This window comes from Amycolatopsis sp. AA4 (assembly GCF_002796545.1).
In the GTDB taxonomy this organism is placed as follows: Bacteria; Actinomycetota; Actinomycetes; order Mycobacteriales; family Pseudonocardiaceae; genus Amycolatopsis.
Map to the genome: position 1 here is coordinate 1,016,753 of NZ_CP024894.1, position 11,597 is coordinate 1,028,349.

Below are 11,597 nucleotides of genomic sequence, written 5' to 3' on the forward strand. Positions count from 1 at the left end.
ATGGCGATCAACTGGGGTGCTCTCGGCATCGTGTTCGTGGTAGCGCTGGCCGCGGCAGTCGTGCTGACCGGGCTGTTCGCATACGGGGTGCGCGGGCTGTCGGAGCGCGTGACGGCCCGCGCGAACGGCGGCAGCGGCACGGTGCAGCTGACCGGCGCAGTGGTGTGCTTCGCGGTCTGCGCTGCGGTGATCGGCTACGGGATCTACCTGATCGTGGCCTAGCCGAGCGCCGCCTCCGCGCGGGTTCGCAGTTCCTCCGGAAGCTCGTCGAGCAGCGGTCGCACCGTCGCTCGGCGGGCTTCGTTCAGGTGGGCAAGCACGTCCAACGCCGGCGCCCACAGCGATTCGTCCGCCGCGGCCGTGCGGACCAGCGCCGGCAGGCGGTCGTCGCCGAGCAGGCTGAGCATGTGGTCGATTCGGCTGCGGTCGTCCAGCACGTACGCGGTGCGCAGCAGACCGGCGTCGTCCAGCAGGCCGACGCAGCGGCGGACCGTGTCGTCCGGCAGGTGGCCGACGAACCGGCCCAGCGTGATCCAGTCCTCGCGGCGGGTCAGGTCCTCGGCGACCGCGACGACCGTCTGCACCGGAATGCGCGTGATGATCGAGGTGGCGCGTCGCGGGTCCAGTTCCGCGGCGACCGAGGCGAGGAATTTCGGCGACAGCCGTTTCGCGACGTCGACCCCGCGCGATACATCGACCAGCCCGGCGATCCGCGCGCACAGCAGCGGGCCGAACACCTTCTCCGCGATCTTCGCGGTCACCCCGGCCGGCAGCAGTCTGCTCGCCAGCGCCATCCGCTCCAGCACGACGAGGTTCGCGTCGAACAACGTGGTCGTCATCTGCTCGCGCAGCAGCCGCACCTCGCCCTGGTCGACGTCGGCGAGGTAGTCGAGGCGGGCCGGGTCGACGTCCAGCACCCGGGCGAGCTTGAGGATTTCCGGGTTCACAGGCCGACCGCTTTCCGCACCGCGCCGCGCAGCAGCGCCGGCACGTACTTCAGGCTTTCCTCACCCGCGCGGGCGAGCGCCTGGGCTTGCCGGTGCCGGGCGTCCCGCAACGCCGCCGCCAAATCCTGTTTGTGCTGCTCAGGCAGGGATTCGATGCCGTCCGGCAGGGGTGCGCCGAGCTGTTCGGCCAGGGTGCGTTCAGCCATGGTGACCCATCATGCCGCACGATCCCGCCCTTGACTTTCGGCAGTGGTGACGAATCGGGCGGCCCTTGTAGCGTCAGTGGAATGAAGGAGGCGACGCGCATCCGCTGGCGGGTGGCGTTCGACGTGCTGCTCTGGGCCGCGTTGTGCGGGTTCGTCGTGCTCGACGCGTCGAACAGCGCGCACGGCTGGGAACTCGCCTACGGACTGGCGTCGGTCACCGTGGCGATGGCGACGACCCGCGTGTATCCGGCGTTCGCCCTGGCGGTGGCGATGGCGACGGCGCTCGTCATCGCGTTCGGCTGGGGCGGCCGGGTGGCGGTGTGGGAGTTCTTCCTGATCGTCGTGATCTCCTACCTGGCCGGGCTGCGGCTGGCCAGGGCCCGGGCCGCGATGATCTGCTTTTTCGCCATCGCGGTGGCCGGGATTCCGCTGGCCATGCTGCCGACGTCGAGCTTCGACGCGTGGGGCGCGGTGCTCGGCACGCTGGCGTTCGCCGGGGTCGCGCCGTGCCTGCTCGGGCGGCACGTGCGGCTGCGGCGCGAACTCGCGCAGGACGGGTGGCGGCGCGCGGAAGAGATGGAGAGCAGGCACCGGCTGGTCGCGCAGGAAGCGCGGCTGCGGGAGCGGGCCCGGATCGCCAGCGACATGCACGATTCGCTCGGCCACGAACTGAGCCTGATCGCGGTGCGCGCGGCGGCGTTGGAAGTCGACCGCGAGCTTGGCGACAAGCAACGCGAGGCCGCCGGACAGCTCCGGGCGGGCGCGGCGACGGCGACGGAACGGCTGCGCGAGATCATCGGGGTGCTGCGCGAGGACGCCGCGCCGGTCGAACCGGTGCAGGGCGACCTGGGCGAGCTGATCGATCGCGCGCGGGCGTCCGGGATCGAGATCGGCGCGCGGATCGACAACCTGGACGGCGCGCCGCCGATGGTCGCCCGGGCGGTCTACCGCGTAGTGCAGGAAGGGCTCACGAACGCGGCGAAGTACGCGCCCGGCGCGGCGGTCACAGTGGTCGTGACCAGCAGCGGAGAGGCGACGGCCGTCCGGGTCCAGAACGCGCCGCCGCCCGCCGGACCGCTGCCCGGCCGGTCCGGCAAACGGGGGTTGATCGGCCTGCACGAGCGGGTGCGGCTGGTCGGCGGGAGCCTGACCGCGGGCCCGGCGAACGGCGGGTTCGAGGTGGCGGCGTGCTTGCCGCACGATTCGGCTCCCGTGCCCGAGCCGGACGACGACGGGATCGGGCAGGCCGCGCGCGAGCTGGAACGCGCCCGGCGCGCCGTCCGGTCGAGTCTGGTGCAGGCGATCGTGGTGCCGCTGGCGTTGTTCGGGGTGGTGCTCGGCGGGGCCGGGGTGACGTTCCTGGTGCAGTGGTCGTCGTCGGAGCTGCCGCCGGACTCGTACGAGCGGATCCAGCTCGGCACGCCGCGTTCGGCGGTCGAACCGCTGCTGCCCGCTCGCCAGCGCACGACGTTGCCCGCGATCAACGTGCCGCCGCAGCCTTCCGGGAGCACCTGCGAGTACTACGGGGCAGGCCGGAGCTGGCTCAACTTCAACTATGCCGTCTATCGACTGTGCTTTGTGGACGGTCGAGTGGCGAGCAAGGATCTGTACAGTGAGGACGAACCGTGATCCGCGTGCTGCTGGCCGATGACGAAGCGATGATCCGCGCGGGCGTGGCCGCGATCCTGGCCTCGGACAAGGACATCGAGGTGGTGGCCGAGGCCGCGGACGGACGCGAGGCGGTCGAACTGGCCCGGGCGAACCGGCCGGACGTCGCGCTGCTCGACATCCGCATGCCCGGTCTGGACGGCCTCGCCGCGGCGGAGGAGATCCGCAAGCTGGTGCCGGACACCGGTGTGCTCATGCTGACGACGTTCGGGGAGGACGAGTACATCGAACGCGCGCTCGGCCTCGGCGCGAGCGGATTCCTGCTCAAGGCGGGAGATCCGCGCGAACTGCTCGCCGGGGTGCACGCGGTCGCCGACGGCGCGGCGTTCCTGTCGCCGAAGGTCGCGCACCGGGTGATCACGCGCTTGTCCGGCAACCGGTTCAGCCGGGCCGCGACCGCCCGCGAGCGGGTGAGTGTCTTGACGAACCGCGAACGGGAAGTGCTGGTGCTGCTGGCCGAAGGACTGTCCAATGCGGACATCGCGGCGCGGATGTTCGTGGTGGAGGGCACGGTGAAGGCGCACGTGAGCACGATCCTGACCCGGTTGGACGTGCGGAACCGGGTGCAGGCCGCGATCACGGCTTTTGAAGCGGGACTGGTGTGAGCCTCGGCGGTTGCCAGCGGCTGATGTTCGCTCCGACGCGAGTGGTGACTGCCGCGGGCAGCAGCCGCGTGAAAGCTGCCCGCAGCGCGACCAACGCCGGATTGCGGAGAAGCGGGCCGCTGGCACCGGCTTGGATCGACGACTTCGCGACTTTCTGCGTGCGCGGGCGGCGTTCCGCGTCGTAACGGCGGAGTGCTTCGTCCACTGTGGACTTCTGGAGGCGCGAGGCCAGCACCACCGCGTCCTCCAGTGCCTGGCAACCGCCTTGTCCGAGGAACGGCGGCATCGCGTGCGCGGAGTCCCCGAGAAGCGCGATGCGGCCGCGGACGTAGGTGGGCAGCGGCGTGGCCAGGTGATACGTGTCGTGCAGCAGGATTTCCGGCGTGGCGTCGATCAGCTGCGGAATCGGTTCGCGCCAGCGTCCGTATTTCTCGCGCAGGTAAGCGCGGACGTCGTCGTGCCGGATCCCGGCCGGGCGGGCTTCGGAGACCCACCAGTACACCTCGTCGTCCAGCAGCGGCAGGAGGCCGACTTCGATCCCCGCTGCCCACGTCGTGCTCAAAGCAGGCTTCAGCGGCAGTTTGGCGATCCCGCGGAAGGCCGCACCGCCGCTGTACTCCACGCGCGCGGCCGGGAAAAGCGTCTGCCGGATCGGGCTGTTGATTCCGTCGGCTGCCACGATCAAGTCCGCCTCGATCGAACCGGAACCGTGGTGTACCACGCCGTTCTGCTCGACGCTGGTCACCTCGACCCCGGTCTTCAGGCATCCGTCCGGCAACGCTGACCGCAGAGCTTCGATCAAGTTCGCCCGGTGGATCGCGCCCAGCGGCAAGCCGTGGTTGCGCACGAAGAGGTCCGCGTCCCAGTTGGCCAGCCGGTGCCCGCGCCGGTCGACCAGGCCGCCGCCGCGCTGGGCCGAGAGCCGCGGCTCGACGCCCAGTTCGGCCAGCGCTCGCTGCGCGTTGGGCCACAACGAGATCCCCGCGCCGATGGCGGTCAACTCCGGGGCCCGTTCGAGCACCGTGACCTCCCAGCCGACCCGATGCAACCCGATCGCCGCAGCCAGTCCTCCGATGCCGCCCCCGACCACGACCGCGCTTCGCGTAGCCATGCCGACCTCCTCTACGTTTGTAGAGGACTCTACACCTGTAGTGTTCCGGGGGTGGAACGGAGAGCTGTGCTCGGCGACGCGGCCATCGAGGTGATCGCGGCCGAAGGCATGCGCGGGCTGACTCACCGCGCCGTCGACCGGGCCGCCGGGCTGCCCGCGGGCTCGACGTCGTACTACGCGCGGACCCGCCTCGCGTTGCTGGAGCTGGCCGCGGACCGGATGGTCGCGCTGGACGAGGCCGAGGTCGAGCCGCCGGAAGGGAAACTCGCGGAGTTCCTGGGCGCGGTGGTGCACCGCTCGATCACCGCCGGCCGGACCAGGATGCTCGCGCGCTACGAATTCGCCCTCGAGTCGGTCCGACGGCCGGAGTTGCGCCCTCGATACGACGCGGGCGGGCTGGAATTGCGCCGCCGGTGCGCGGAAGTGCTTGCCGCGGCTGGCTCTCCGACTCCGGAGGAGCACACCCGGGTGCTCATCGGGTGGCTCGACGGGTCGATCTTCGACGCGCTGGCGGGCACGGGCTCCGTCCACCCGCCGACCGAAGCCGAACTGGTGGCCGGAGCCCGTGCCGTGCTCGCCGGATTGGGCCTGCCGGACGCCTGATCAGGCGTCGCGGCGGTTCAGCAGCGCGGTCCCGGCGCCGATTCCCACGACCGCCCAGACGAGGCAGACCAGCACGCCGATCCACGGTCCGTAGGGCGGCAGGCCGCCGAGCAGCGGGTTCACGTCGCCCGGCGGCACCATCGCGTTCATCCCCGCGAAGGCCGGGAAATAGTCCATCGCGCCGGGAAACACGTACGACGACATCAGCATCGGCAACGGCAGCAGCAGCACGATCACCACCACCAACGTGCCCGCCGCACTGCGCAGCACGAACGAAATCCCCAGGCACAGCACGCCGAGCAGGGCGAAATACGCTCCCATGCCGACCGCGGTGCTCGCTCCCTGCGCCAGTGACGTGGGACCCCCAGCCCCACGCATCAGCACCGAAGCGACCCCCATGCCCAGCGCGGCGACCAGCACGCCGTACCCGAACAGCACCGGCACCAGTACCGCGGCCTTGGCGGCGGCGAGCCGGGCCCGCACCGGGACCCATTGCAGCGTCGAGCGAATCGACCCGCTGGTGTACTCGCTGGTCACGAACAGCGTCGCGACCGCGAGCACGCAGAACTCGACCAGATAGATCGCGCCGGAGTTGACGATGCCGTGCGCGGTCTGCTGCCGTTCGCTGCCCGCGTGCTGGGAAATCCCCGAAACGACCGAGTAGAACGCCATCAGCAGTATCCCGCCGGACAACGAGAGCCACGTCGCCCGCACCGACCAGAACTTCGTCCACTCCGCCGCGATCGCCAGCTTCGTCATGCCGTAACCCCGTATTCCACCGATCCGGCCGTCAGTTCCATGTACGCCTGCTCCAGCGAAGCGGTCCGCTCGGCAAGCCCGTGCAGCCGGACGCCCAGTTCGTAAGCCAGGTCCCCGATCTCGGCCGCGCTCGCCTCGTCCACGAGCAGTTCGCGGTCCTCGCCGGGCAGCACCGACCGGCCGTTCGCCCGAAGCCAGTCCGCGAGTTTCGCGCGCTCAGCCGGATCCGGGACGCGCACCGCGACCGACCGGCTCGAGTTGCCCGCGATGAAGTCGCCGATCGCCGCGTCGGCGAGGATCGCTCCCTTGCCGATGACCAGCAGCCGGTCCGCGGTCAGCTGCATCTCGCTCATCAGGTGGCTGGACACGAACACCGTGCGTCCTTCGGAAGCGAGCGAACGCATCAGCTGCCGCACCCAGCGGACGCCGTCCGGGTCGAGGCCGTTGACCGGCTCGTCGAACATCAGCACGCCCGGGTCGCCGAGCAGCGCGCCGGCGATGCCGAGCCGCTGGCTCATGCCGAGCGAGAACGTCCCGGTGCGCTTGCCCGCGACGTCGCTCAGCCCGACCGTCGCGAGCACCTCCTCGACGCGGCTCGCGGCGATTCCGTTGCTGCGCGCCATCGCGAGCAGATGCTTGCCCGCGCTGCGGCCGGGATGCACGGCTTTCGCATCCAGCAGCGCGCCGACTTCCCGCAGCGGAAATCGCAGTTCCGCATACGGTTTGCCGCGGATCAGCGCGTCGCCGGAGTCCGGCCGGTCGAGTCCGACGGTCATCCGCATGGTGGTGGACTTGCCCGCGCCGTTCGGGCCGAGGAACCCGGTCACCGTGCCCGGCTCGAGGACCGAGGTGAGGCCGTTGACCACGGTTTTCTGGCCGTAGCGCTTCGTCAATCCGCGAAACGTGATCATAGAGCGAAGTCTGCGCCCGGGCGGGGTGCGCGGACATCAGCCGACCGTCCCGGGCCGACCCCGACTTTCGGCAGGGGTCAGCGCGACCGGCGGGTGGTGTGCCGGGTCGGTTTGGCGGTCGCCGGGTCCTCCGGCCACGGGTGTTTCGGATAGCGTCCCCGCAGGTCGGCGCGGACGGCGGCGTATCCGGTGCGCCAGAACGATTCGAGATCGGCGGTGACCGCGGCCGGGCGGCCGGCGGGCGAGAGCAGGTGCAGTACCACCGGCACGCGGCCGTCGGCGAGCGACGGCGTCTCGGTCCAGCCGAACGTCTCCTGCAATTTCACCGCGAGCACCGGCTGGTCCCCCTGGTAGTCCACGCGGTAGTGCGAACCGGACGGGACTTCGAGCCGGTCCGGCGCGAGTTCGTCGAGCCGCGCGGCTTCGGGCCAGGGGAGCAAGCCGCGCAGGGCGGATCCGGCGTCGACGTTCGCCAGATCGGCTCGGCGGCGGACCCTCGAGAGGTCCAGCCAGCTGTCCACATCGGACAGCAGTGATTCGTCGGCCACGGACGGCCACGGTTCGCCCAGGACGCGATGCAGAAACGCCAGGCGTTCGCGGAGGCGGGTGCCGTCTTGGCTCCAGCGCAGCAAACCGAGGCCTTCGGCGCGGAGCCCGGCGACCACCGCGTCGTGGACCAGTTGCGGGTCTGGATTGCGCAGCGGCTTTTCCGACAGCACGATCGCGCCCAGGCGGCGGACGTGTCGGGCGACGACCTCGCCGTCCCAACGCACTTCGTCCACTTCGGACACCAGGGTCGGCGCGGCTCGGACGGCCAGTGTTTCGTCGGCGGTCGCGGCGAGGCGGATGGTCCCGTGCACCCGGCCCGGGTCGCGGGTGGCTTCGGCGACGGCCAGCCATTCGGCGTCGCCCAACCCGCTGCCGCTCGGCAGTTCGGCTGCGGTGCCGCTGGCCATCAGGTACACCGGGGCCGATCCCGCGCGCCGCCGCGCCAGACGTTCCGGGTGCGCGAGAGCGACGACGAGCGCGGGGTCCGGGTCTGCTTTCGCTGGCGAATTAACCAGAGCGGCCAGCCGTTTCGCGTCCCGCTGCCAGCGACGGGCGGCGTCGTCGTGCGCGGAACGGAGCCGGCGCAGTTCGGCTTCGACGTCGGTCAGCGTCGCTCCGGTGTCAAGCAGCGCAACGACTTCTGCGGCGGCTCGGGCACCGACGGCCTCAGCCCCGTCCAGCAACGCGCGCGCCAGCCGGGGATGCAGACCGAGGTCGGCCATCTTTTGTCCGCGCGGCGTGACCGCACCGTCGGCGGTGGTCGCGCCGAGCGTGACGAGCAGGCTTCGCGCGGCGGCCAGCGCGCCTTCGCCGGGCGGATCCCACCAGGCGAGGCCGGTCCCGTCCGGCGTCGACCAGCAGGCGAGTTCCAGTGCGAACCGCGCCAGTTCGGCGGTGCGGATTTCCGGCTCCGGATACGCGGGCAGCGTCGCTTGCTCGTGCTCCGGCCAGCACCGGTACGCGCGGCCCGGCGCTTCCCGGCCCGCGCGACCAGCGCGTTGTTCCGCCACCGCGGCCGAAACCCGCACCGTGGCGAGCCCGGCGAGACCGCGTCGATGGTCCACCCGCGGGACGCGCGCGAGACCCGAGTCCACGACCGCGCGGACGCCGGGCACAGTCAGGCTCGACTCGGCGACGGCGGTCGCCAGAACTACCCGGCGCCGGTCGCGGGGCCGCAAGGCTTCGTCCTGCCGGGCAGCGGAAAGCCGTCCGTGCAGCGGGAGTACGTCCGCGTCCAGCGAACTCAGCAACGCCGACGTACGCGCGATCTCCCCGGCGCCCGGGAGGAACGCGAGCACATCACCATCTCCTTCGGACAGCGCTTTCCGGACTGCCGAGGCGACCGCGGCTTCCGGACGTTCCCCGCGCACCGGAGCGCGATAACTCAGCTCGACCGGGTACGTGCGGGCGTGCGCGGTGATCACCGGAGCGTCGCCGAGCAGTGCGGCCAGCCGTCCGGACGCGACTGTCGCCGAGGTCGCGAGCAGCCGCAGGTCGTCGCGCAATCCGGCGCGGACGTCGAGGAGCAAGGCGAGCAGCAGATCAGCGTCGAGATGGCGTTCATGGCATTCGTCCAGCAGGACCGTCGACACCCCGGCCAGTTCGGGATCGTGCTGCACGCGGCGCACCAGCAGCCCCGACGTGACCACCTCGATCCGCGTGCGCGACGAGACCTTCCGGTCGCCGCGCACGGCGTACCCGACCGTCTCGCCGACCGGTTCGCCCAGCAGCGCGGCCATCCGCCCGGCGGCGGCCCGGGCAGCGAGCCGGCGCGGTTCGGCGACCACGACGCGTCCCTCGCCGCGGTTCAGCGCGAGCGGCACGAGCGTCGTCTTGCCGGTGCCGGGCGGGGCGACGAGCACCGCGGCGCCGTGGTCGTCGAGCGCGCTCAGCACGGACGGCAGCACCGCGCGGACGGGCAGGTCCGGCAGCGAGGCTAAGTCGGTCACTGCTCGGTGATCTCCGGTGGATTCGGCAACGGGTAGTTCGACGGCCCGATGTTCGCCTCCAGCGACTTCCGCCAGGCCCCGGTCGACACCATCTTCCGGATCGCGTCGTCCACCGCGTGCTGGCCCTCGGTGTCGCCCTTGCGCAGGCCGATGCCGTACCGCTCGGCGGAGAACGGGCGGCCGACCACCTTCAGCAGCTCCGGGTTCTGCGCGGCGTACCCGGCGAGGATCACCGCGTCCGTGGTCACCGCGTCGACCTGGTTGGCCAGCAGCGCGGTGACGCAGTCGGGGTACCGCGGGTACTCGACCAGCTTCACCATCTGCGCGAACTTGTCCTTCACCATCTGCGCGGGCGTCGAGCCGGTGACCGAGCAGAGCCGTTTGCCGTTGAGGCTTTCCGGACCGGTGATGTCCGGCGAGGTGAGCCGCACCAGCAGGTCCTGGCCGGTGACGAAGTACGGTCCGGCGAAGCTCACCCGCTGCTTCCGCTTGTCGGTGATCGAATAGGTGGCCACGACCAGGTCGACCGCGCCCGAGGTGAGGTCCGTTTCGCGGCGGGCCGGGGTGGTCTCGTGCCAGGTGATGCGGTCCGGTTCGACCCCCAGTTCGCGCGCGACGAAAGTGGCGACGTCGACGTCGAAACCGGCGAGCCTGCCGTCGACGGTTCGCTGCGAAAGGCCGGGCGCGTCGAACCGGATTCCGATCGTCAGGTGGTTGCCGTCACGCGCCCGGGTGGGAAGCGGATCGTCCTTGGATACCGTCGACGAACCGCAGGAGACGCAGCTGACCAGCAGAAACAGTGCGGCAACCAGTGCGCGAATCCGCATCGGTGCCTCCGCTTCGCCGGTTGGCTGCTCACATGGTTCTCAGGTCAGACGGCTAGCCTAAGCGCGTGCGCCGACTGCCCCAACCTGTACTCGACACCATCGGCACGCTCGCCCGGCTCGGGCTGGCTGCCGTGTGGCTCGTGTCCGGCGGCCTGAAGATCGCCGATCCGGGGCAGACGTACATCGCCGTGCAGGCTTACGACGTGCTCCCGCACGCGCTGGTGCGCCCGGTCGCCACCGGGCTGCCGCTGCTGGAGCTGGTGCTCGGGCTGCTGCTGCTAGCCGGGCTGGCCACGCGCTGGGTCGCGGCTGCTTCGCTCCTGCTGCTGGCAGTGCTCGTCGCGGGCATCGCGCAGTCGTGGGCGCGCGGGCTGAGCATCGACTGCGGCTGCTTCGGCGGCGGCGGGCGCGTGGACGCCGGGAAGACCGAGTACCCGCAGGAGATCCTGCGCGACACCGGTTTCGCCCTGCTCGCGGTGTGGTTGCTCGTCCGGCCGCGCACGTGGCTTTCGGTCGACGGCTGGCTCGGCTGGGGCAAGGGCAGGAACGCCGGGAACTCGGGCGGGGCCTCGGACGACTACCCCAAGGGCATCGCGGAAGGGAATTAGGAACAGTGGGTGGAGCTGCGCGCAACGCGCGGAAAAGCCGTCAGCAGGCGGCGGCCGCGAGGTCGGTCGCCCAGGCGCGGGGCTCGAACAGCGACCGGAACAAGATCATCGCGGTCGTGGTCGCCGTCGTGGTGGTCGCCGCGCTCGTGATCGGCGGCGTGCTCTGGATCAACTCGAGCAAGAACGCCACGCAGGACAGCGCGATCCAGCCGAGCACGACCTCGGCGCTCGGGCCGGGCGTGGTCGAGAAGCGCGACGGGGCCGTGGTGACGGTCGGCAAGCCGGGCGCGCCGAAGACCATGGACCTGTACGCGGACTTCCTGTGCCCGTACTGCGCGAAGCTGCAGCAGGACTTCGGGGCGCGGATGGAGAAGGCGATCAACGACGGCCAGCTCTCCGTGCGCTACCACATGGTCATCCTGCTCAACAAGAACTCGGACCCGCCGGGCTACTCGCTCGACTCGGCCAACGCCGCGCTCGCCGCCGCCGACCAGCAGAAGTTCACCGCGTTCCACGACGCGCTGTTCAAGAACCAGCCGCCGGAGGGCGGCCGCGGGTACGACAAGGCCCAGCTGATCAAGCTCGGCCAGGACCTCGGGATCAGCGACCCGAAGTTCGCGCAGGCGGTCAACAGCGGCGCCTACGATCAGCAGCTGCAGGCCGCGTTCCAGCAGATCCAGAACGACCCGAAGCTGCAGCAGGACTTCGGCAACGGCCAGATCGGCTTCGGCACGCCGACGGTCGCGGTCGACGGCAAGGCCGTTCCGGCGCAGGGCGACTGGCTGTCGAAGATCCTCAACGGCTGACCTGATCCGGTCATTTCGCCTGTCCGGGCACAACTCGTCCGCTAACCT

Annotated in this window: 13 protein-coding genes; 6 read left to right on the top strand and 7 right to left on the bottom strand. The window is 71.0% G+C overall.

From position 1 onward, the window contains the following. Nucleotides 1–222 carry a hypothetical protein gene (locus CU254_RS04955; RefSeq protein WP_009073330.1) on the top strand — a complete coding sequence of 74 codons (222 nt, stop codon included), beginning with the start codon at nucleotides 1–3 and terminating at the stop codon, nucleotides 220–222. Here CU254_RS04955 and CU254_RS04960 read toward each other — a convergent pair. Further along, nucleotides 219–947, bottom strand: a complete 729-nt coding sequence (locus CU254_RS04960; RefSeq protein ID WP_009073332.1) for a hypothetical protein — start codon at nucleotides 945–947, stop codon at nucleotides 219–221. The two genes, CU254_RS04955 and CU254_RS04960, sit on opposite strands and share 4 nt — an antisense overlap. Continuing rightward, nucleotides 944–1,153 (bottom strand): hypothetical protein, encoded by a 210-nt coding sequence (locus CU254_RS04965; RefSeq protein ID WP_037355092.1) that lies wholly within the window; start codon nucleotides 1,151–1,153, stop codon nucleotides 944–946. The genes CU254_RS04960 and CU254_RS04965 overlap by 4 nt, the downstream gene beginning before the upstream one ends. An 81-nt stretch (nucleotides 1,154–1,234) precedes the next feature. Here CU254_RS04965 and CU254_RS04970 point away from each other — a divergent pair, with 81 nt between their 5' ends. Next, nucleotides 1,235–2,782 carry a sensor histidine kinase gene (locus tag CU254_RS04970; protein ID WP_037712586.1) on the top strand — a complete coding sequence of 516 codons (1,548 nt, stop codon included), beginning with the start codon at nucleotides 1,235–1,237 and terminating at the stop codon, nucleotides 2,780–2,782. Beyond that, nucleotides 2,779–3,426 (top strand): response regulator transcription factor, encoded by a 648-nt coding sequence (locus tag CU254_RS04975; protein WP_009073336.1) that lies wholly within the window; start codon nucleotides 2,779–2,781, stop codon nucleotides 3,424–3,426. The genes CU254_RS04970 and CU254_RS04975 overlap by 4 nt, the downstream gene beginning before the upstream one ends. Here CU254_RS04975 and CU254_RS04980 read toward each other — a convergent pair. Next, on the bottom strand, nucleotides 3,398–4,537 hold the full coding sequence (locus tag CU254_RS04980; RefSeq protein WP_009073340.1) for an FAD-dependent monooxygenase: 1,140 nt from the start codon (nucleotides 4,535–4,537) through the stop codon (nucleotides 3,398–3,400). The genes CU254_RS04975 and CU254_RS04980 overlap by 29 nt on opposite strands. Before the next feature lie 108 nt (nucleotides 4,538–4,645). Here CU254_RS04980 and CU254_RS04985 point away from each other — a divergent pair, with 108 nt between their 5' ends. Next, nucleotides 4,646–5,140, top strand: a complete 495-nt coding sequence (locus CU254_RS04985) for a TetR/AcrR family transcriptional regulator (protein ID WP_369871174.1) — start codon at nucleotides 4,646–4,648, stop codon at nucleotides 5,138–5,140. Here CU254_RS04985 and CU254_RS04990 read toward each other — a convergent pair whose 3' ends face one another. The 4 genes from CU254_RS04990 to CU254_RS05005 all read right to left on the bottom strand — a co-directional run bounded on the left by CU254_RS04990 (nucleotide 5,141) and on the right by CU254_RS05005 (nucleotide 10,135). After that, nucleotides 5,141–5,899 (bottom strand): ABC transporter permease, encoded by a 759-nt coding sequence (locus tag CU254_RS04990; protein ID WP_009073342.1) that lies wholly within the window; start codon nucleotides 5,897–5,899, stop codon nucleotides 5,141–5,143. After that, nucleotides 5,896–6,810, bottom strand: coding sequence for an ATP-binding cassette domain-containing protein (locus CU254_RS04995; protein ID WP_009073343.1), 915 nt, complete (start codon nucleotides 6,808–6,810; stop codon nucleotides 5,896–5,898). The genes CU254_RS04990 and CU254_RS04995 overlap by 4 nt, the downstream gene beginning before the upstream one ends. Nucleotides 6,811–6,887: 77 nt before the next feature. Next, the gene (gene hrpB / locus CU254_RS05000) at nucleotides 6,888–9,308 is read right to left on the bottom strand and encodes an ATP-dependent helicase HrpB (protein ID WP_009073345.1); all 2,421 of its coding nucleotides are present in this window, start codon (nucleotides 9,306–9,308) and stop codon (nucleotides 6,888–6,890) included. Then, nucleotides 9,305–10,135 carry a glutamate ABC transporter substrate-binding protein gene (locus CU254_RS05005; protein ID WP_009073346.1) on the bottom strand — a complete coding sequence of 277 codons (831 nt, stop codon included), beginning with the start codon at nucleotides 10,133–10,135 and terminating at the stop codon, nucleotides 9,305–9,307. Before CU254_RS05005 ends, hrpB begins: the two co-directional genes overlap by 4 nt. Before the next feature lie 98 nt (nucleotides 10,136–10,233). On the opposite strand from CU254_RS05005, the gene CU254_RS05010 reads away from it, so the two are divergent. Then, nucleotides 10,234–10,743, top strand: coding sequence for a MauE/DoxX family redox-associated membrane protein (locus CU254_RS05010; protein WP_037716592.1), 510 nt, complete (start codon nucleotides 10,234–10,236; stop codon nucleotides 10,741–10,743). A gap of 5 nt (nucleotides 10,744–10,748) precedes the next feature. Continuing rightward, nucleotides 10,749–11,549 carry a thioredoxin domain-containing protein gene (locus CU254_RS05015; protein WP_009073350.1) on the top strand — a complete coding sequence of 267 codons (801 nt, stop codon included), beginning with the start codon at nucleotides 10,749–10,751 and terminating at the stop codon, nucleotides 11,547–11,549. Nucleotides 11,550–11,597: the final 48 nt, after the last annotated feature.

Coding starts and splice junctions, on each gene's coding strand:
- CU254_RS04970 (WP_037712586.1), top strand. CDS start 1,235: ATGAAGGAGGCGACGCGCATCCGCTGGCGGGTGGCGTTCGACGTGCTG.
- CU254_RS04980 (WP_009073340.1), bottom strand. CDS start 4,537: ATGGCTACGCGAAGCGCGGTCGTGGTCGGGGGCGGCATCGGAGGACTG.
- CU254_RS04955 (WP_009073330.1), top strand. CDS start 1: ATGGCGATCAACTGGGGTGCTCTCGGCATCGTGTTCGTGGTAGCGCTG.
- CU254_RS04985 (WP_369871174.1), top strand. CDS start 4,646: ATGCGCGGGCTGACTCACCGCGCCGTCGACCGGGCCGCCGGGCTGCCC.
- CU254_RS04990 (WP_009073342.1), bottom strand. CDS start 5,899: ATGACGAAGCTGGCGATCGCGGCGGAGTGGACGAAGTTCTGGTCGGTG.
- CU254_RS04995 (WP_009073343.1), bottom strand. CDS start 6,810: ATGATCACGTTTCGCGGATTGACGAAGCGCTACGGCCAGAAAACCGTG.
- CU254_RS05005 (WP_009073346.1), bottom strand. CDS start 10,135: ATGCGGATTCGCGCACTGGTTGCCGCACTGTTTCTGCTGGTCAGCTGC.
- CU254_RS04965 (WP_037355092.1), bottom strand. CDS start 1,153: ATGGCTGAACGCACCCTGGCCGAACAGCTCGGCGCACCCCTGCCGGAC.